Source organism: Salibacterium lacus, from assembly GCF_042684865.1.
In the GTDB taxonomy this organism is placed as follows: Bacteria; Bacillota; Bacilli; order Bacillales; family Marinococcaceae; genus Salibacterium; species Salibacterium lacus.
Map to the genome: position 1 here is coordinate 423,449 of NZ_JBHUML010000003.1, position 19,311 is coordinate 442,759.

Genomic DNA, 19,311 nt, shown 5'->3' on the forward strand with positions numbered 1-19,311 from the left:
GCGTACTACCATCTTACTACCCCAGGCTGTACTATGGAAAACGAAACAACATTTCAAGGAGGTCCCCATTATGAGTCGATTTACAATACCGCGTGATATTTTCTTTGAAGACAATGCTCTGGAAGTGCTGCGTTCCCTGGAAGGAACAAAGGCGGCGCTGATCATTGGAGGAGGTTCCGTGAAACAAAACGGCAGCCTCACTACCATTCAGGAACATCTTGCTGCAGCTGAGATTGAAACAGAAGTACTGGAAGGATATAACACAGAGCCCACCGCTGCGATGGTCAAACAGGGAGCAGAGGAACTGGCGTCTTTCCAGCCTGACTGGATTATCGGCATCGGCGGCGGCTCTGCGATGGATGCCGCCAAAGCGATCTGGCTCTTTTACGAATACCCGGAACTTTCCTTTGAAGATGCCACAAAGCCGTTTGAACTTCCACGGCTCCGCAAAAAGGCAAAGTTTGCCGGCATTCCTACAACAAGCGGAAGCGGTTCGGAAGTATCCAACCTTTCTGTCGTGATGGATGAAAAAACCAATATCAAGTATCCCCTTGCCGATTTCGAACTGACACCCGATATCGCCATTATCGATCCTGCCATGATCGAAAGCCTGCCCGGGCACATTGCAGCATACACCGGCATGGATGCGTTCACCCATACCATTGAAGCGTATGTAGCGAAACCAAGAACTCTGTATACCGACATTCTTTCTCTCGGCGGCGCCGAAGTGATTAAGAATAATCTTTTGGCTTCCTGCCAGGGCAGTCAGGACGCAGCCAAACAAATGCACAGCATTCAGGCGATGGCCGGCATGGCGTTTGCCAACGCGGTACTCGGCAACGTCCACAGCCTGGCCCATAAGAGTGGGCCGACATTCGGCATCCCGCACGGGTACGCCAATGCAATCTACCTGCCATATGTCATTCAATTCAACCGCGCCGTCGTAGAAGACCGGTTCGCTGAAATTGCCCGTCGTCTCCATCTGGAGGGAGCTGACGATGGAGAATTAACCGATGCGCTTGTGGCATATATCTTTCAATTGAACAAAGACCTCGGTCTTGCCACTACCCTGCAGGACTTCGGCGTATCCGAAGAGGACTTCAACAAGCATGTAGACACCATGGCGAAAAATGCCATGGACGATCCGTGCACCGGCACTAATCCGCGTGAAACGACCGAAACGCAGATGAAAGAACTCTACAAAGCCGCTTTCTACGGCCAGGAAGCGCTCGTTAAAGCATAAAAAAGAATGCTGCACTGTGATATGCCAAAAGAGCTTGGGGGACAACCCCAAGCTCTTTTTTTATCATTGGACAGCATTTTTATTCGAGTAAACTTATGACGAACGGAAAGGTGAATATCATGGAAGCCAAAACAGCAACGGTCAGAATTAAGCTTGAGTATACCAACTTAGGGCGTTTAGGGAGCAGTTTAATCTGGCTCTTATATAGAATCGCCCACACCCCCATCGGAATGAGCACGCTCAAAAGTATGACGGGAGAGCCTCCAAAGATCATGGCAGCAAATGCAACCGATAATGCTGCGATACCTCCACAAAGAGCGAGAGTTATGTTGACAATATGGATGACACGCCGCGCGGTTATAAGCTCTTTATGCTGTTCATACGTTAATACGGTTCGGTAAATGAGGTACATATTTAACACAACCACTATCAGCCAGGCCGGGCGCCAGAGGCTGTAAAACTCTATGGACATAGAGTGGACATAAAGTAAAAGTAATACATTCAGCACAAGAGCCAGCGCCACCCATAATTTCCGGTTTACAGCAAACACACGGTTCAACGCAAAAAACAGCACAGCTGAATGACCGATTGTTCCTATAAGCATTTCTGTTAGAGCCGCCTGTTCCTGAATAAGTACCGCAATGTACGTTCCAAACGTGAACATAAAACTAAGCACCGCAAGTGTCAGCAGCAGTTCCCGCCGGAACGGAAACATCGCCTGCTGCAGGCCATCTCCGATACGCGCTTCCTTCCCGAACATGCTTATTGCCACCTCCTCCGCTTCGTCTTCCGTTTTTCCGGCTTCGATCTCTTCATCCCGCCGCATCAGAACATGCGATAACAATTCCTCATACAGATCATCACGCTCCGCGTGGCTGCAGTCGGTCTGATTGGCAATCCGCTTCACATAAGTCTCCAGTTTACGTGTCATACGCTCTTCCCGCCTTATCCAGCAGATCATGAAGCGACGCCCAGTCTCTGCGTTTGCGTTCGAGTTCGGCTCCGCCTTCTTCGGTGATGACGTAATATTTTTTGCGTCGTTCTCCTTCCGGCGCGCTCCAGTACGATGTCACCCAGCCTTTCTTCTCCATCCGCTTCAGGGCCGGATACAGCGTTCCTTCACTCATGTTGTACGCCTCATCACTCAGGCTCTTCAGCTTCTTCGTCATCTCATAACCGTACAGATCCCGGTCCGCCACCAACGACAGTAGAATCAAATCAATGTTGCCTTTCATCATCTCTTTATCCATAACCTATTCTTTCCTTTCAATGGAATGCCCTTACAGTATAAAAGTTTATACATCGTGTTACAAGGGTTAAGGATAAAAAAGCACGGCGTTTCATAATGAAATGCACCGCGCGTTTTTTGCTGGTATTTCTACGTAAAAAGTAAATCCATCAGCCGGCCAGCGTCAGCCCGAATTGAGCGATCAGCGCGCTGACAACATAGGTGCCGATGAAGACGAATACGGCAACGAGGCCGATTTTCCATGACGATTTCCGCAGATCCGCGAGCCGGTCCACAACGGATATTCCGGCAAACGTCAGAATCGGTGTCGTAATGGACAAGAAGTCCACCGCTTGAATCGCTGTGACGAAAAAGTCAAAGATTAAACACATCACAAGCGACGTAATCGACACCCACCCCAGAATAGGAAAGTTTCTCAAAAACGAGACATCTATTTTTTTCATAATCTGTGAAATGCCGATGCCCATCATGGAGAAAAGATAGAGACTGAACAGACCTGCTATCGTTAACCAGGTCACCGGCGTGCTTTCAGGATTTTTGACCAGTTTGATTTCCTGGGTAAATAATATGAGAGCAATACTGAGAAGCAGTACGAGCGCGTATTTGACGTATTGATTCAGACCTGCCGTCATGTCCGGTCACTCCTAACCAAGAATTTATACATGAACTGCTGCAGCGGCGCAGCCAGAAAGATCATCGTGAATGTTCCGAGAAAGCTGGTTAAGAGCTGACTGGCAGCCGCGTAAGATGTTATCGTGCTTTCCATCTCCGGAAGCCGCGCCACCAGGGTGGAGGAGGCACCGGTCATCATACTGCTCGAGCCGACACCCGACGCCATCGCAAGCGCCTCCGGACGAAAGCCGAGATCCAGCAGCACAGGCGCAATGATACTGAAAAACAAGGCTCCGAATATCGTCCCGATGATATACAAAGAGAGAACGCCGCGTCCTTCGTCGGACTCCAGTGTGTACTTTTCGGAAATGTAGGCAAGCTCCCCTTCACGTCCGATACCAAGCGTTGCGCCGATAGCTTCGCGGCGGAGACCGATAAGTACGGCAATCGGCAGTCCGATCAGAACCGTTCCCAGGTTGCCGATTTCCTGAATGATAAACACCCAGCCGACCTGCAGAATTTCCCCCATCTGCGGTGCGACATCCGCTCCGTACCTCGCCATCAGCGGGAGCATAATGAAAATTAAGTATTTACTCGCAAAATCCACATTTTGTTTACTGTAAATCCTTTTTATCCATCCGCCGCGGAACACTTTCATTCCCAGCACCATCGTCATGACAATGGCAAAAACAAGCGGCAGCAGACTGATGGTAATTGAGCCTAAAGAGATGCTCTGAATACCGATTAACTCTGCGATGGTGATAATGATTACTGCGAAAAAAAGCAGCAGCACAAAGTTTGTTTTGTTCATTTCCAGTTCCCCCTGCTTATTCTGTAATGGAAGCTATAACGTCTAAATAATCCTCATAACTTCTGCGGTACACATTCTCTCTTTCTATGTTTCCATTCATCTCTTCCAACACTTCCGTCAAAAACTGCGGAAAGACCTGATAAATGAATACCGGGTCAATATCGATAAAGTCATCACCGTGGATCGTGCCGGTAAAGCCGCTGTATCCAATCTGAATGCACGGCATCATGTAAGATAAATCACCGATATCTCCTGCTGCACTGATCGGGTTATCACTCATCAACCGGGGGATCTGTTCATTTTTATCAAACGCCGCTTTTACAAACGTTGATAAATAGCGGTCCTGCTTAAACGGCAGATATCCCATCTGCGTTTCAATGTCCACATCTCCCATCAGTGCGTGACTGGAGCCTTCCGCTGCCCGATCCAGACGCTCCGCCGCTTCTGTCATATAATCCAGAGACTGCGTGCGCAGATCCGTACCGACAGTCATCCGATTCGGAACCACATTTGTCGACATATCCGCATCCATTACAATCGGATTGATGCGCACCATCTCTTTTTCATTCAGCTGCTGCCGGGACAATCCGACCGCTGTATTAAACAGCGTAGAGATATTATAGGCATTCACCGAGGAGAAAGGATCCAGACCGGCATGAGAGGCTTTGCCTTTAAAGTGATATTTCTTATATAGAAAGCCGGCCAGGTCACTGTTCACTTCCACCGTCCGCTGCTCGAACTCTCCGCCGATCGCGTGCACACACATGCTGATATCAATGTCATCAAACACGCCCAGTTTTACGGCTTCCGGTTTCCCGCCGTAATGAGTAATGGTACCTTCGCGGCGGAGGTCTTCCCGGTACGCCAGATCCAGATACTCCTCCGCCGGCACAAAAATGAAGGAAAGCTTATAATCAAAAGCCTCGTACCTTCCACTTTCAAAAAGCTGCTGGTACAACGCAAGTGCAATTGCCACCTGCGTATAATGCCCGCAGTTATGAGCCGCCCCGTTTTCCGGTCCGGCCCGGAAATGCGACGGAGCATATACCGCATCAAGTTCTGCGATAAACGCGATGTGCAGCGGCTTCTCTCCGCTTCCGAGCGTGGTCCGGAAACCGGTCGTGCTGAAATGCTGCACCTCGATATCCGGATTCACCTGTGTTAAATAGTCAAGTACCAGTTCTTTCGTGTTCGTTTCCTTATAACCCAGTTCCGGGTTCGCATAAATCTGATCTGCAATCTGTTTAATGGACTCGTATGAACGCGAAAAATCCAAACCATTCACCTCAAATAAATAGAAAATTATCATAACCAATACTACTAGTTATAACACTTTTCGAGATATTCCATCAATATTTTTAACGAACTTTTTATACAAATAATATTTAAAATGTTCGTCTTTTATGTAAAAAATATAGCTGATCCGCGCCATTTTAACTATTTTGACCAAATAATAATCGAATATTTTGTACATCCTCCGTTTGTCATACAATGATAATAGAATAAAAAGATGGGAGAAGGATGGTTACATGACACGAATATGTCATAAAGGGAAACTTACTGCAGGGGTGGTGTGCTTGGTTATGTTGTCCGGTTTGATAACAGAGCACGCTGCATCAGAAGAAGAAGACGTCTTTTCAGATGTAGCAGGAGGATACTGGGCAGAGCCGGAGATCGAGGATATGGCGGAACGCGGGTATGTCAGCGGGTATCCGGACGGCACCTTTAAACCGGAACGGGATATAAACCGCGGGCAGGCGGCAGCTATGCTTGTTTCAGCGTTGGATCTTCCCGTGAATCAGAACGCAGCATCTTCGTTTCAGGACCTCGGACCGGACAGCTATTTCACTCCTTACTCCGAAGCGGTTCATGAGGCCGGTATCATGACAGGTCGGAAGAATAATACGGAATTTGCTCCGTCCATGAAACTAACCAGAGAGCAGATGGCATCACTTTTGACGGCAGCTTATGACCTGATTCCATTTGAGGATAAAAACGTGGAAGTACAAGATCTCGAGCAGGCCCACGACAGTCATAGAGAGAATATTGCCACTCTCGATCAATATTTTATTACGCGGACGGAAAACGGCATCTTCCGCCCGAAGGAACATGTCAGCCGCGCGCAGTTTACTGTATTTATGGAACGGGCCATCACGGCGGATACATCGCTTTGGAGACGAGTAACAGAAATGGAGTTAGTAGATGAAAATACAGTGGATGTGCACTTAAACAAACGAATCGAAGCTTCTGAGATAGAAGCAGCTGATTTTTCACTAACTCCCCGTAATGTCGACACAAATCCTCCAGGAACCGTTCCTGAAGAACCGGAGATTCATGATATCGAAGTGTCTCACAACACGGAAAATCCAGCAGAGTGGACCACCGTTCGTCTAACTACATCCACCCTCGACCTTACATTCGATTATTCTCTCGGGATTCATAACAGAAGGGCTTACATGCCCTAAACCAGCTTTCCATTGATATAAAATTGCAGGCAGGGCTGTGAGCAAAACTTGCGTACAGTCCTTTTATGTATGATGAGCTTAGCTCCCATTCCGGATCTGTCATGAATATAAGCTTCCTCGGTCCGGCCTTTCTCATAACTTCAGGCTGCATCCTTTATTTCAAGCAGATGTACAACTTCGGGATCCCGTTACTTATTGGGCTTGCACACAGTTATTTTGCCGTCCAATCCGGTTCGTTTTTATTTGGAACCGGGATCTGGACACCGATGCTCCTTGTTATAGGACTATAAACGCTCCTGTACTCGATCTTTGTCCTTCTTTCCATGCTTTATACTAAGAAAACCAGTAAAAAAGCGCTCTGACAGGCGCCTTCGGTAAAGATTTAAAAGTAATAGTAAATTCTGTCTTTAAAAAACGCGGGAGGAATGGAATACTCCAACTCCTCTCGTAAATTGGTAAATTGAAAAAAGCTGCTTATTTAGGGAGGGGTTGTACATTTTGATGTGCATTGAGGTACTTTAGCGGAGGGCCGGTGAAGTAAATAGAGGAGTAAGATGATGTAAAAAAGACACAACGGCGCTGCCGGTTCTTTTTAGCGGGAGTTCTTCAGTTTATACAATTCCAGTTCGGCTTCGCTGAGTTTGTGGGTCTGAAACGAAATCCGGTCTTTCACATCAGAAAGTTCCGTTGTTACTTCTGTGCGGAATTCAGAAAGCTGCGCTGTTTGATTATATATCAATTCCTGTCTGCTTTCCATACGGGTCACTGTTGTCTGCAGCGAATCAACCTGCTTCTCCAGACCGCCAACCTGATCTGTCGTGGCCAAGGCTTTCTGCGACTCTTTCGTTGCCAGTCCTTCCAGCATGTCCTTTGTTGCAACGTCTTCCAACATCTCTTTGGTTGCCAGGGATTTCGTTTCTTCTTTAATGAGGTGCTGTACTTCATCCCGTGTCACCATATTCGTCTCTACCTGCTGCAGACGTTGTTCCATGCTTTGAACAGTGCCGAGAATCTGATGCAGGACATCGTTATTATTCATTTTTAACCCTCCCTTCCTTTATTAAAAGTATACCACACTCTCCACCTGCAGAGCGCGGGAACTTCTCCCTAAAACTTCAGTATTCTATCTGTGATACAAGGACAGAAACACCAACCGTGTGGTAACAGGTACTGGAATAAAAATCCCGATGGCTGAAACAAACCATCGGGAAATGACGGTCCTGGTCCATATACCGCCTTGCTCCGGAGAGTTCTATTCCATAAGCAGAATCCTCCAGGTCCTTAATCATTTCTACCGTGCTGCCCGAGTTCAGAGAATGGATCATGCTTTCGTCCATTGTTCTTTTGCTCACACTTGTGGAAAACAGCATACTTTCTGTGACAACAGCGAGTCAAACAAAAATCAGCGGCTTAGCATAGTTTTTCAACAACAGCTGCCTCCAAGAGTTAATCTAATCCAAGTCCCGGCCTATTTGACAGCTCAGCGGTGTTTCCCTGCCACTTCATCCCTCCTTGTACATCTTGATCCTGCAGCCAGAGTGCGGCATCAAGATCATATTTTGTAATATTACTGTGGGCATAAGCGAGGTGGGCGGCTGCTGTAACAGATAGGTGGGATTCCATCATGCTGCCAATCATACATTCGACGCCTGCACTTTGGGCCACATCAGCTATCTGCCTGGCCCGGCGCAATCCCCCGCTTTTCATCAGTTTAATATTAAGCAGGTCCACGGCTTCCTCTTTTATCAATCGAAACGCATCTGCTGGCGAAAAAACACTTTCATCCGCCATGATCGGAGTATTCACTCGTTCCCGGATATATTTCAAACCGGCTATGTCCTGGGCAGCGACCGGCTGTTCCACTAATTCAAGATTTGTTTTTTCCTCGAGAATGCGGATAATGTTAACAGCCTGTTTGCTGTTCCACCCCTGATTAGCGTCCAGACGAAGCTTCACGCTGTCCCCTACCGTTTCGCTGATAGTGGTGATACGCTGAATGTCTCGTTCTTCCTCCTTGCCGACTTTTATTTTTAACACATCAAAGCCCTGTTCCTTGGATTGTATTGCGCTGTCCTGCATCTTTTCGAGATCATCGATACCGACAGTCATATCTGTAACAGGGAATAAGGCGCCCCCTCCAAGGTACTGATGAAGGGGCAGCCCGAACATTTTACAATAGGCGTCATGCAGTGCGATATCAACTGCAGCTTTGGCACTTGTATTCGCCACGCAGCACCCCTGCACAGCGGCTAGAATGTCTTCCAGCTGTTCAATATCCCGGCCGAGGACCGCTTGTTTGATCGGTCCCTCCATGGCTGTTTCGATGCTTTCCAGTGATTCTCCGGTGATCTGCCATGTGGAGGAAGCGGATCCAAAGCCGCTATCCTCATTTTCAAGCTGAATGGTTATATCCACCACTTCAATGGAAGTGATACTTCTAAGAGCTGTTTTAAAAGGTTTGCCCAAAGGGAGTGTTGTTTTTTGTGTCCATAATTCAGTAATTTTCACGACGTCTGACTCCTTTTATCTGATATCAACCGCACGGTATAAGAGTTTTTTACAAAAAGGACAGTAACTGTGCGGCGAGCAGGCCGAAATAAGTTCCAAAGAAGGAACCCGCCAGTGCCATTACGACCCCGATGGGAATGAGCGCGCGGTGGTAGGCGCCGGCGAGCAGAGGTGCGGAAGCCATTCCGCCGATATTGGCCAGGCTTGAGACACCAAGTGTAAATAGATCCAGCTTAAACACTTTCGCCGCCAAAGCCATGATAAGGGCATGGACGGCCAAAATGATAAAACCGGAAAGAATATAAACAGGCGCCTGCCAAAAATCAGAGAAATCCGCCCTGGAAGCAATAAGCGCTATCACCACGTAAAGAAAGACATTGGCTATATCCATGGAACCGGGAATTTTGGAGACTCTCGTCATGGCAAGCAGCACCCCTGCGATAGAAACAATAAATATCGTCCATGTGAGCGGGCTGATAATATCTCCGTAGGATGGGAGCATACCGCCAATACTCGTAGCAAGGGCAGAACCAAATATTCCTATAGCAATTAATCCTATTAAGTGAACGAAGCTTGTTTTTTCATTCTTTTTTTGTTCTTCTTCTTCGATCAGCTCTTTGCTTACTTCATCAAGGTGGGAAGTGTTCGCTTTTGCCCAGCGGTTAAAAATGGCCGCAAACGGAACAAGCCAGAACATAATCATCACCCAGCTGGAATAATTAATGGTATCCATCACCAGCGCATAACCAAAGATATTTTCCGGTATGTCAAGGATCCCCTGAATGATAGCCATATTAGCGGAGCCGCCGGTCCAGCTCCCCGCCAATGCGCCGAGTGCCTGCCACGTATCTGTGACATAAAGACCCTTAAAGATGAGATACGTCACCACAAAACCCAGAATAATGCTGAATACCGCAGTAAAGTATCCAATCAGCATTTTGGGGCCTAATCTAATGAGCTTGCGTAAATCACAGTTTAATAACATCAAAAGAATCAAAGCAGGTAAAATCGCATCCCTTACGGTACCGTAGGTATTATCAACGGCTTCACTGTCCCCCAGCACGCCGATAGTTTTTAAAAAGGCACCGCCAAAATAAATAAGGATAATACCAGGCACGTACTTGAAGAACTTGCTGTCCGAGGTTTTTTCTATGTAAGCAATAAGCCCGGCCAGTCCAATCATGATCCCTAAATACAAAAAGCCATCCTGAATCATGGAAAAACTCCTTTCTTTTTAAAAAGTGTAATAATATAAGAAAAACCCAGCCAATAGGAAAATGAAATTCCTATCAGCTGGGTTTTATCTACGTATAATAGATAAAGCAGCGTGATGAAAGTTATTATTATTCAAGGGCCTGTTCATATTTTTTCCGGGCATTCTTGAAAGCAACAATAATCGCTTTCTGAGAAGATCCAAGATAACGATTCATCACCATATTGGATACAGTGTCAGTGTCCCGGATATTCTGACCGGTGAACAGAGATTGTACAAAATTTTTGGTCAGCCCTAAAACCGAAGTACAGTCCGCATCTAAAATAGTACCATCGCTTTGATCAATGACGAAGCTGACAAAAAAAGTTTCGTACTGCTTCATAATAGGATTGTTCTCTGGAGATTTTGCCTCTCCCACAACATAAACTGTATTCTTATCATACATTGACCAGCGCTCCCACAAAGTCAGTCAGTCTCCATAAGGGATTTTATCCGGAAAAGATAAAGTCACGTAACGAAATGATCTGCTTTTGGAGATTTTTCTAAATATTATCACATAAAATATTTATGCTCAATAGTAGATTATCAGTTTTTCTGATACTTTCAACGATGCCGGAGATTCGAATGTGCAGATGCTTGTTTAAGGTTTGTTACCATTTTCAAATGACCCTTTCAGACAAAGAGCGAAGGACCGCGAATAAGAATTTCTCTTTTGAAAAGTAATCTTTTCCCATATTTGCTATACTCGAAAAAGAGAGTGTACGAAAGAGGTGGTTGCGATGTTCAAAATACTCCTGATCGAAGACGATCAAAGCTTATTTAACGAAATGAAGGACCGTCTCGGCCAGTGGTCGCACGACGTTTACGGGATTTCTGATTTCAGCAGGGTCATGAATGAATATTCGGAGATCGAACCAGAGCTTGTCATCATTGATATTCAACTGCCAAAGTTCGATGGGTTTCACTGGTGCCGGATGATTCGTGAACATTCCAATGTGCCGATTATTTTCTTATCGTCCCGGGACCACCCGACGGATATGGTGATGTCTATGAACCTTGGGGCGGATGATTTTGTCCAAAAACCTTTCCATTTTGATGTGCTGATCGCAAAGATTCAGGCCATTCTCCGCCGTGTCTACAATTATAATACCGAGCAACCGGAACTAAAGATGTGGGCAGGCGCAACTATCGAACAAGAGCGGAACCGCGTAACCAATGAACGGGGCACAGTGGAACTGACGAAAAATGAGATGTTTATTTTAAAACAGCTGGTAGAAAAGAAAAGTAAAATCGTGACCCGTGAGGAGCTGATTAACCGTTTATGGGATGACCAGCGCTTTATCAGCGACAATACACTCACAGTGAACATTAACCGTTTAAGGAAAAAACTGGACGAAATTGGACTCGGCCACTTGATCGAAACGAAGGTGGGTCAAGGGTACGCAGCGGTTGAAGGAGAGTCCCCATGATTAGAACTTTCCTAGTCGAACGGATCAGCTGGATCGGACTGCTTGTCCTGCTGCAGGGCCTGGCTCTTTTGCTGACGTATCTCGACCCGGCCATCCCTATGACAGCGGTGCTCTATTATGTATTTTTGTCTTCCTTTATATGCAGCGTCTTTCTTATAGTTCGTTACCAACAAGAAACCAGGTTTTACCATAAACTGAAGAACAGGGACAGTGATTTTGACCTGACGAGCGTCCCGGAGGCAAACCGGCCTTTTGAGGCCATTGTGGAAGAGGCCATGACAGAACAGATTGAAAGACTGAAGCAAGAGGGCTCGGAAAACCAAATGCTTCTTGAACAGGAAAAGGACGAGATGCTGTCGTGGATTCATGAGGTCAAAACCCCTATGACGGCAATCCACCTCATCATGGACCGCATGGAGGATCAAAAATTGAAAGCCCAGCTCACTTACGAGTGGCTGCGCATTCATCTTTTGCTCGACCAACAGCTGCACCAAAAACGCATGCCTTTTATAGAAAATGACTTATACCTGGAACAAACGGACCTCGAATCGCTCGTTTTTACAGAAATCAAAACTTTGCAATCCTGGTGCGTGCAAAAAGGTTTAGGCTTTGATGTAGATCTGAATGTAACTTCCGTCCTTAGTGACGCGAAATGGCTTGCCTTTATGATCCGTCAACTTTTGACGAACTCCGTAAAATACAGCGAGAATGCGGAAATCTACATACGAAGTTTTGAGAAAGACAGGCAGATTATTTTCGAAATCGAAGATGAAGGACAAGGGATTGATGAGAAAGACATACCGCGTATTTTCAATAAAGGCTTCACCTCCACCACTCAGCATCAAGATCATGCCGCAACAGGAATGGGATTGTATTTAACAAAAAAAATCGCCCGGTCCCTCCATATTCATATCGACGTTCAATCCATACGAAACGAGGGAACGACGTTTACATTAAGCTTCCCAAAAAAGAATGAATTTGAAGCCATCAGGGGCATGTGACAAGAATGTCACATGCCTCCCTTCATTTGTTAGATAAATCGAAGGAAGGATACCCCTTTCTCCTTTTATAATAGAATCAGCTAATCAAGGAGGTCAGATAAACATGACGACCATTTTAGAAGCAAATAATGTACGTAAGAGTTACGGGAATAAAATGACGAAAAATGAGGTGTTGGGAAGTATCGACCTTTCCATTGAAAGAGGGGATTTCGTCAGCATCATGGGGGCATCGGGATCAGGGAAGACCACACTTTTGAATGTTCTCTCTTCCATCGATAAAGTAAGTCATGGCCACATTCACATTGAGAACCAGGAAATCACGGGTAAAAAAGAAAAAAAGCTGGCTGAATTCAGAAAACGTCATTTAGGATTCATTTTTCAAGAGTATAACCTCCTGGACTCACTGACTGTAAAAGAAAACATCTTACTCCCTTTATCCATTACGAAAGCACCGAAAAAAGAAGCAAATGAGCGTTTTCTAACAGTAGCAAAAGATCTCGGAATCGAAGACATTCAAAACAAATATCCGAATGAAATTTCCGGAGGTCAGAAGCAGCGAACCTCTGCGGCCCGCGCCTTCATCCATGAGCCGAGCATTATCTTCGCTGATGAACCGACAGGGGCGCTTGATTCGAAATCCGCATCTGACCTGTTAAACAAACTGAGCGATTTAAATGAAAAACGGGAATCGACCGTCGTGATGGTTACCCACGATCCTGTCGCGGCAAGCTATTGCAACAGAGTTATTTTCATAAAAGACGGGCAGATTTACACGGAGATTAATAAAGGGAGTCAGTCGAGACAGAGTCTTCTGAAGGATATCATGAAAACGCAGGGCGTGTTAGGCGGGGTTCACTATGAGCATTAATCAACTGATTTTCCGCAACTTAAAAAAGAATCTGAAAAACTATTATTTGTACGTATTTGCTTTAGTTTTCAGCGCCGGCCTTTATTTTGCTTTTGTGACGCTGCAGTATACCCCAAGTATGGCGGACGCTCAAGGGGGAGTGAGAGGAACAGCTGCGGTGCGTGCCGCCTCCGTGCTGCTTGTCGCCATTGTAGCGGTTTTCCTTTGGTATGCCAACACACTGTTCATTAAAAGACGGAGTCAGGAAATTGGTTTATTTCAATTGGTCGGCATGACAAAAGGCCGGATCTTTCGGATTTTAAGTGCAGAAAATTTAATAATTTATTTTGGTTCATTAGTTATCGGAATAGTCGTCGGCTTTTCTATATCAAAACTGATCCTGCTCATCTTTTTCAAAGTGACAGGACTCGATGATGCGGTTGCGACCTTGTATTTTTCAAGTGAAGCTCTCCTTCAGACACTTCTTGTCTTCGGCGGCATTTATCTTTTGATTATGGTAACGAACTACCTGTTCATTAAAAGACAAACCATTTTGGCTCTCTTCCAAACTACTTCAAAATCAGAAGAAAAAGTGAAGAATTTGTCTATCTGGGAAAAGGTTATGGGTATACTCGGTATCATTCTGATCGGAAGCGGGTACTACGTCTCTTCCATTCTCTTCAGCGGGAATCTGGGAACGATGAACAGTCTATTCTTTGCTATGATTTTTATCCTGGCTTCTGTCATCATTGGTACCTACTTCATGTATAAAGGGTCCGTCAGTACTATTTCGAATGTAATCAGAAAAAAGAAAGATGGCTACTTGAATATCAATGACGTGCTTTCTCTCTCCTCTATTATGTTCCGGATGAAATCGAATGCTTTTCTGCTGACAATCATTACAACAGTGTCTGCTTTAGCTATTGGTCTCTTATCGTTGAGCTACATTGCCTACTACTCAGCGGAAAAGCAGGCAGAGTCTTATTCGCCGGATGACTTTTCCTTTACAAATGAAGAGGACGCGGAGACCTTCACCCAGGCCTTGGAAAATGCCGGTATCAATTTTAGGACAGTCCAAATTCCTGTCATCCAGGTGAACGTCAATATGGAGGATATTATGACCGCTGATATGGAAGGAATGAACTTCACTCCTTCTGATACGACTCTCTCGGTGATCAGTGAGACCGCTGTAGATAGAGTGGACATAGATGAAGGAGGGACCATGCTGTCTGGTTACAGTAACGCAATACAAAATTTCATTACTTTTAAAGAGGAAGGCGACCTGATCGTAAATAGCGGAGAACAGCCCGTCACGCTTGAATACCTTGGCCTCCATGAAAATGCTGTTGTTTCAAACTACTTTACAGGCGGCGGTTTCCCGGCAGCTGTTGTCGATGATGCATTATTCAACACGATTCAAGAGGAGAAAGATCCTGCTTTGAATAACGAGATTTCCAATCTCTACACAGGAATCGAACTCGACAGCCAAAGTCAAATCCAGGCGGCCAATGACATTTACCTGGAACAAGGCTCCGGAGAAGGGGAAAGTAACTCTCAATACCAGTCAGCGATGAACCAAAAACAAAACATGGGGACTATCATGTTTATCGTAGGCTTCCTTGGCCTGGCCTTTCTCATAACTTCAGGCTGCATCCTTTATTTCAAGCAGATGGATGAAAGTGAAGAAGAACAGCCGAACTATACGATTCTGAGAAAACTCGGATTTACGGAGCGCGATCTACTTCGAGGCATTCAGGGCAAACAGATGTACAACTTCGGGATCCCGTTACTTATTGGGCTTGCCCATAGTTATTTTGCCGTCAAATCTGGATGGTTTTTATTTGGAACCGAGATTTGGACACCAATGCTGATTGTTATGGGATTGTATACGCTCCTGTACTCGATCTTTTGCCTTCTTTCCGTGCTTTATTCTAAGAAAATCATTAAAGAAGCGCTTTGATAAACGTATTGATTGGAGCGTAAGAGGTACAAAAAGAACGAAACCAGAGGAACAGCTCTGGTTTCGTTCTTTTCTTTTCTGCTTTAGCTGAGATTTTCACTGTGGTGCTCCGGAATTTTTTGATTTGTTTCTACTAATCTATTCGACTGTCACACTTTTTGCGAGATTTCTCGGTTTATCGACGTCGCAGCCTCTGTGCAGGGCAGCGTAGTAGGAAATGAGCTGCAACGGCACGACGGATACGAGCGGGCTGAGCAGTTCGTTGATGTTTGGCAGCACGATGGTGTCGCCTTCTTCTTTTGTTGCTTCAGTGCTGATGATGCAGGCGTTGGCGCCGCGGGCGATCACTTCCTGGATGTTACCGCGGATGTTGGCGTTTACGTGCTGCTGGGTGGTGACGCCGACAACCGGTGTGCCGTCTTCAATCAGGGCGATGGTTCCGTGTTTCAGTTCACCGCCGGCAAAGCCCTCCGCCTGAATATAGGAGATTTCCTTCAGCTTCAGGGCTCCTTCCTGCACGACATGGTAATCCATGGCGCGCCCGATGAAAAAGCAGTTCCGGGTACCGGACATATAGTCACGGGCCACCTGTTCCATACGGTCTTTCTGATCGCACAGTGTTTCCATCGCATTCGCAATCAGACCAAGCTCGCTGATGGCGTTAAAATCTGAATTGATACCTTGCGCACGGGCGCCGTCCATCGCGAGGATGGAGAAGACCGCCATCTGGGCGGTATAAGCTTTTGTCGAAGCTACGGCAATCTCTGGACCGGCATACGTGTGCAGGGTGAAATCCGACTCCCGTGTGAGGGTGGAGCCCGGCACGTTTGTAATGGTCAGGGACCGGCAGCCTTTTTCTTTCACATTGACGAGAACGCCGCGGCAGTCCGCGGTCTCTCCGCTTTGTGAAATAAAGATAAAGAGCGGGTTTTCCGACAACAGTGGTTCATTGTATAAGAACTCACTGGCAATATGAACTTCGGTCGGTTTTTCTGCGACTTTTTCCATCAGCTCTTTTCCGGCAAGACCGGCATGATAGCTGGTACCAGCCGCAATCACGTAGAGACGGTCCGCATCGTTAAGGGCGGCACGGATATCCTGATCGAGTTTGATGTCGCCGTCTTTGTCCTGGTATTTCTGAATAATATTCCGGATAACAAACGGCTGTTCATCAATCTCTTTCAGCATGAAATGGCTGTACGTCCCTTTTTCCGTGTCACTTTCGTCGATATCGGTGGTGAAGGTGCCGCGGTCCACATCGGTGCCATCGAGTTTCTTCACCTGGATGCTGTTCTGTTTCACGATGACAATCTCCTGATCCATGATCTCCATGAATTCTTTCGTCACATGGAGCATAGCCATCGCGTCAGATGCTACAACACTCGATTTTTCCCCCACTCCGACGAGAAGAGGACTTTTGTTTTTACCGACATAAATGGTTTCGTTATCTTCATTATCAATCAAGGCAATAGCATAAGAGCCGTGCAGAAGCGAGAGCGCCTGACGGAACGCTTCGTCAACCGTTTCTCCTCTGCCGGTAAATGATTCGATAAGCTGCACAATGATTTCTGTGTCGGTCTCACTGGCCATCTCGACATCACTCAGATACTTGCGTTTGAGCTGCTGATAGTTTTCAATGACACCATTGTGCACAAGCGTGAAACGACCGCTCAGGCTCTGATGGGGATGGGCATTGTCACGGCTCGGTGCACCATGGGTCGCCCAGCGGGTGTGACCGATGCCTGTCGTGCCTTTCCCCTCGCTGCCGACTGTTTCTTCCAGAGCGGCAATCCGTCCCTTTTCTTTATGCAGTTCCACGCCGTCATCATTTACAAGGGCTATCCCTGCGGAGTCGTAACCGCGGTATTCAAGCTTCTGCAGTCCCTTAATAAGAATATCTCTTGCCTGATCATTTCCGATATATCCTACGATTCCACACATACTGTCATGACCTCCTGATCACGGGGCCATAGTATGCACGGGGCACACCCGGCCCCGCTCTTTATTGTTTTTTAGGTTAGGCCGTCATCATCCAGGCTGTTGGGTACAGAGTCGCCTCTGTGGTTTAAACCGGGATTTTCGGTTGTGACAGGCAACCGGGAGGCATCCGCCGATCCATCGATGAACCTCCTCCTCGTCAACTGTTCCGCTTCTCCGGCCGGGAACAGTCCGGGCGCTTGTATTATGAAGTTGTGCCGTCCTCCTTTTCTTTTCGCTTAAAATCCGGGTAGAACTAACATCGTGCCGATTCTTTTTTGAATGCAGTGATTCTGCCTCTAAACATTTAACCCCTTATTCCGTGCTTTTTATGTTCATTTCAGGAGTGGGAGAACATCTATTTTGAGAAGCGCTGCTCTTCATCAAAAATAGCTTTTTTCCGAACAGCGGATTGGATGCCTCCCACCCTGTATGACGGCATCATAGAAAAGAAACAAAGCGGCAAATGTCTTTTCCGGCAAACGGCATAACACTCAGAATCCCTTTCCCTTTTCTGCCGCATGTAAAAACCTGTTTCTCTGCCAGTATATGCTGCAGATAGCGGGAAAGTGCGGGAGGATACAGCTTTTTTAAGCTTCTTCCTCCCGTCCCATGTACTGCTTGACTACATCGGCAACCTGCTGCACGTACTTGTCACACAGTTCCTTTGTCTCGGCTTCGGCCATGACGCGGACCAGCGATTCCGTTCCGGAAGGCCGCACAAGGATGCGGCCGTTTCCATCCATTTCATTTTCCACCCGGTCTATGGCTTCACTTACATGCGGGTTGGTATGGATGTTCTCTTTGTTGACCACGGCTACGTTCACGAGCGTCTGCGGAAACTTCTCCATTTCGCCGGCCAGTTCTGAAAGCGGCTTGCCGGATGCTTTCATAATATCAACCAGCTGCAGCGCAGTCAGCATCCCATCGCCGGTCGTGACATGGTCAAGAAAGATGATATGACCGGACTGCTCGCCGCCAAGGCTGTAGCCGCCTTCTCTCATTGCTTCCATGACATAACGATCGCCGACAGACGTCTTTTTCGTTTGAATGCCGATATCCTCAAGAGCCTTATACAGCCCCAGATTACTCATCACCGTCGTTACAACCGTGTTATCCGCGAGCGTCAACTCTTGTTTTAAGTACTTTGCGCAGATATACATAATTTTGTCGCCATCAACGATCTGACCTTTCTCATCCACCGCAATCAAACGGTCTGCATCGCCGTCAAAAGCGAGACCGACATCCGCACCTTTTTCTTTCACAAAGGAGACGAGTGTTTCAGGGTTCGTGGAACCAACATCCACATTGATATTCAAGCCGTTTGGATTGTTGCCGATGGTGGATATCTCCGCGTCCAGATCTGCAAACAAATGCGGACCGAGGGAAGAAGCGGATCCGTTGGCACAGTCAAGAGCGACATGGATACCGGAAAAGTCCTCATTGACAGTCTGCTTTAGAAACTGCAGATATTTCTGGCCGCCTTCAAAATAATCATTTACTACTCCAAGGTCTTCAGCAGTAGGGCGGGGCAGTTCACCGCCTGATTCCAACAACTCCTCAATATCCTGTTCCTGTGCTTCTGTGAGCTTGAACCCATCCGGGCCGAAAAACTTAATCCCGTTATCTTCCACGGGGTTGTGAGAGGCGGAAATCATGATGCCTGTATGGGCACTGACCGCTTTTGTTAAATAAGCAACACCAGGTGTGGAAATCACCCCGAGCCGCATGACTTCCACGCCGACAGAAAGAAGTCCCGCAACAAGAGCTCCTTCAAGCATCTCACCGGAAACCCGGGTATCCCGGCCGATCAAAGCTTTTGGATGTTCCGCTTCTTTCGTTAAATAATAACCGCCGCTGCGGCCAAGACGAAACGCAAGCTCCGGGGTGAGTTCCGTATTTGCAATACCTCGGACACCATCCGTGCCAAATATCTTACTCATTGCATGATCTCTC

The 19,311-nt window shown here is 46.7% G+C and carries 17 protein-coding genes and 1 pseudogene; 7 read left to right on the forward strand and 11 right to left on the reverse strand.

Features of this window, described 5'->3' with window-relative positions; translation table 11 throughout:
- Nucleotides 1-70: 70 nt before the first annotated feature.
- The gene (locus ACFSUB_RS12515) at nucleotides 71-1,243 is read left to right on the forward strand and encodes an iron-containing alcohol dehydrogenase (protein ID WP_380713589.1); all 1,173 of its coding nucleotides are present in this window, start codon (nucleotides 71-73) and stop codon (nucleotides 1,241-1,243) included.
- A gap of 79 nt (nucleotides 1,244-1,322) precedes the next feature.
- Here the strand turns inward: ACFSUB_RS12515 and ACFSUB_RS12520 are convergent, their stop codons facing one another.
- The 5 genes from ACFSUB_RS12520 to ACFSUB_RS12540 all read right to left on the reverse strand — a co-directional run bounded on the left by ACFSUB_RS12520 (nucleotide 1,323) and on the right by ACFSUB_RS12540 (nucleotide 5,191).
- Entirely contained in the window at nucleotides 1,323-2,174 is an 852-nt protein-coding gene (locus ACFSUB_RS12520; RefSeq protein WP_380713590.1) for a permease prefix domain 1-containing protein, read from the reverse strand.
- Complete coding sequence (locus tag ACFSUB_RS12525; RefSeq protein ID WP_380713591.1) at nucleotides 2,164-2,493, reverse strand: PadR family transcriptional regulator; 330 nt, start codon at nucleotides 2,491-2,493, stop codon at nucleotides 2,164-2,166. Before ACFSUB_RS12525 ends, ACFSUB_RS12520 begins: the two co-directional genes overlap by 11 nt.
- Before the next feature lie 148 nt (nucleotides 2,494-2,641).
- Nucleotides 2,642-3,124 carry a hypothetical protein gene (locus ACFSUB_RS12530; RefSeq protein ID WP_380713592.1) on the reverse strand — a complete coding sequence of 161 codons (483 nt, stop codon included), beginning with the start codon at nucleotides 3,122-3,124 and terminating at the stop codon, nucleotides 2,642-2,644.
- Nucleotides 3,121-3,915 carry a DUF3100 domain-containing protein gene (locus tag ACFSUB_RS12535; protein ID WP_380713593.1) on the reverse strand — a complete coding sequence of 265 codons (795 nt, stop codon included), beginning with the start codon at nucleotides 3,913-3,915 and terminating at the stop codon, nucleotides 3,121-3,123. The genes ACFSUB_RS12530 and ACFSUB_RS12535 overlap by 4 nt, the downstream gene beginning before the upstream one ends.
- 16 nt (nucleotides 3,916-3,931) lie before the next feature.
- Nucleotides 3,932-5,191 carry a M20/M25/M40 family metallo-hydrolase gene (locus tag ACFSUB_RS12540; protein ID WP_380713594.1) on the reverse strand — a complete coding sequence of 420 codons (1,260 nt, stop codon included), beginning with the start codon at nucleotides 5,189-5,191 and terminating at the stop codon, nucleotides 3,932-3,934.
- 253 nt (nucleotides 5,192-5,444) lie between these two features.
- Between ACFSUB_RS12540 and ACFSUB_RS12545 the strand changes: the two genes are divergently transcribed.
- Complete coding sequence (locus ACFSUB_RS12545; RefSeq protein ID WP_380713595.1) at nucleotides 5,445-6,380, forward strand: S-layer homology domain-containing protein; 936 nt, start codon at nucleotides 5,445-5,447, stop codon at nucleotides 6,378-6,380.
- Between the two features lie 71 nt (nucleotides 6,381-6,451).
- Nucleotides 6,452-6,742: pseudogene (locus ACFSUB_RS12550) on the forward strand (bacitracin ABC transporter permease); the annotation flags it as partial.
- A gap of 230 nt (nucleotides 6,743-6,972) precedes the next feature.
- Here the strand turns inward: ACFSUB_RS12550 and ACFSUB_RS12555 are convergent.
- The 4 genes from ACFSUB_RS12555 to ACFSUB_RS12570 form a co-directional block, all read right to left on the reverse strand.
- Complete coding sequence (locus tag ACFSUB_RS12555) at nucleotides 6,973-7,419, reverse strand: hypothetical protein (protein ID WP_380713596.1); 447 nt, start codon at nucleotides 7,417-7,419, stop codon at nucleotides 6,973-6,975.
- A gap of 407 nt (nucleotides 7,420-7,826) precedes the next feature.
- A complete protein-coding gene (locus ACFSUB_RS12560) occupies nucleotides 7,827-8,888 on the reverse strand; it encodes a dipeptide epimerase (protein ID WP_380713597.1) in 1,062 nt (353 codons plus the stop codon).
- Between the two features lie 49 nt (nucleotides 8,889-8,937).
- Entirely contained in the window at nucleotides 8,938-10,104 is a 1,167-nt protein-coding gene (locus ACFSUB_RS12565; RefSeq protein WP_380713598.1) for a DUF819 family protein, read from the reverse strand.
- 127 nt (nucleotides 10,105-10,231) lie between these two features.
- A complete protein-coding gene (locus ACFSUB_RS12570) occupies nucleotides 10,232-10,546 on the reverse strand; it encodes a DUF3870 domain-containing protein (protein ID WP_380713599.1) in 315 nt (104 codons plus the stop codon).
- A gap of 334 nt (nucleotides 10,547-10,880) precedes the next feature.
- Between ACFSUB_RS12570 and ACFSUB_RS12575 the strand changes: the two genes are divergently transcribed.
- From ACFSUB_RS12575 to ACFSUB_RS12590, 4 genes are all read left to right on the forward strand, one after another.
- Nucleotides 10,881-11,570 (forward strand): response regulator transcription factor, encoded by a 690-nt coding sequence (locus ACFSUB_RS12575; protein ID WP_380713600.1) that lies wholly within the window; start codon nucleotides 10,881-10,883, stop codon nucleotides 11,568-11,570.
- On the forward strand, nucleotides 11,567-12,571 hold the full coding sequence (locus ACFSUB_RS12580) for a sensor histidine kinase (RefSeq protein ID WP_380713601.1): 1,005 nt from the start codon (nucleotides 11,567-11,569) through the stop codon (nucleotides 12,569-12,571). Before ACFSUB_RS12575 ends, ACFSUB_RS12580 begins: the two co-directional genes overlap by 4 nt.
- Before the next feature lie 103 nt (nucleotides 12,572-12,674).
- On the forward strand, nucleotides 12,675-13,439 hold the full coding sequence (locus ACFSUB_RS12585) for an ABC transporter ATP-binding protein (RefSeq protein WP_380713602.1): 765 nt from the start codon (nucleotides 12,675-12,677) through the stop codon (nucleotides 13,437-13,439).
- Nucleotides 13,429-15,378: an ABC transporter permease gene (locus ACFSUB_RS12590; RefSeq protein WP_380713603.1), complete on the forward strand. Its 1,950-nt coding sequence runs from the start codon at nucleotides 13,429-13,431 to the stop codon at nucleotides 15,376-15,378. Before ACFSUB_RS12585 ends, ACFSUB_RS12590 begins: the two co-directional genes overlap by 11 nt.
- Before the next feature lie 138 nt (nucleotides 15,379-15,516).
- Here the strand turns inward: ACFSUB_RS12590 and glmS are convergent, their stop codons facing one another.
- Nucleotides 15,517-17,319 carry a glutamine--fructose-6-phosphate transaminase (isomerizing) gene (gene glmS, locus ACFSUB_RS12595; RefSeq protein WP_380713604.1) on the reverse strand — a complete coding sequence of 601 codons (1,803 nt, stop codon included), beginning with the start codon at nucleotides 17,317-17,319 and terminating at the stop codon, nucleotides 15,517-15,519.
- Nucleotides 17,320-17,945: 626 nt separating this feature from the next.
- On the reverse strand, nucleotides 17,946-19,298 hold the full coding sequence (gene glmM / locus ACFSUB_RS12600) for a phosphoglucosamine mutase (protein WP_380713605.1): 1,353 nt from the start codon (nucleotides 19,296-19,298) through the stop codon (nucleotides 17,946-17,948).
- Nucleotides 19,299-19,311 lie beyond the last annotated feature (13 nt).

Bases quoted from the DNA above. Each gene is read 5' to 3' on its own strand.
- ACFSUB_RS12515 (WP_380713589.1), top strand. From the start codon at position 71: ATGAGTCGATTTACAATACCGCGTGATATTTTCTTTGAAGACAATGCT.
- ACFSUB_RS12520 (WP_380713590.1), bottom strand. From the start codon at position 2,174: ATGACACGTAAACTGGAGACTTATGTGAAGCGGATTGCCAATCAGACC.
- ACFSUB_RS12525 (WP_380713591.1), bottom strand. From the start codon at position 2,493: ATGGATAAAGAGATGATGAAAGGCAACATTGATTTGATTCTACTGTCG.
- ACFSUB_RS12530 (WP_380713592.1), bottom strand. From the start codon at position 3,124: ATGACGGCAGGTCTGAATCAATACGTCAAATACGCGCTCGTACTGCTT.
- ACFSUB_RS12535 (WP_380713593.1), bottom strand. From the start codon at position 3,915: ATGAACAAAACAAACTTTGTGCTGCTGCTTTTTTTCGCAGTAATCATT.
- ACFSUB_RS12545 (WP_380713595.1), top strand. From the start codon at position 5,445: ATGACACGAATATGTCATAAAGGGAAACTTACTGCAGGGGTGGTGTGC.
- ACFSUB_RS12555 (WP_380713596.1), bottom strand. From the start codon at position 7,419: ATGAATAATAACGATGTCCTGCATCAGATTCTCGGCACTGTTCAAAGC.
- ACFSUB_RS12565 (WP_380713598.1), bottom strand. From the start codon at position 10,104: ATGATTCAGGATGGCTTTTTGTATTTAGGGATCATGATTGGACTGGCC.
- ACFSUB_RS12570 (WP_380713599.1), bottom strand. From the start codon at position 10,546: ATGTATGATAAGAATACAGTTTATGTTGTGGGAGAGGCAAAATCTCCA.
- ACFSUB_RS12575 (WP_380713600.1), top strand. From the start codon at position 10,881: ATGTTCAAAATACTCCTGATCGAAGACGATCAAAGCTTATTTAACGAA.
- ACFSUB_RS12580 (WP_380713601.1), top strand. From the start codon at position 11,567: ATGATTAGAACTTTCCTAGTCGAACGGATCAGCTGGATCGGACTGCTT.
- ACFSUB_RS12585 (WP_380713602.1), top strand. From the start codon at position 12,675: ATGACGACCATTTTAGAAGCAAATAATGTACGTAAGAGTTACGGGAAT.
- ACFSUB_RS12590 (WP_380713603.1), top strand. From the start codon at position 13,429: ATGAGCATTAATCAACTGATTTTCCGCAACTTAAAAAAGAATCTGAAA.
- glmS (WP_380713604.1), bottom strand. From the start codon at position 17,319: ATGTGTGGAATCGTAGGATATATCGGAAATGATCAGGCAAGAGATATT.
- glmM (WP_380713605.1), bottom strand. From the start codon at position 19,298: ATGAGTAAGATATTTGGCACGGATGGTGTCCGAGGTATTGCAAATACG.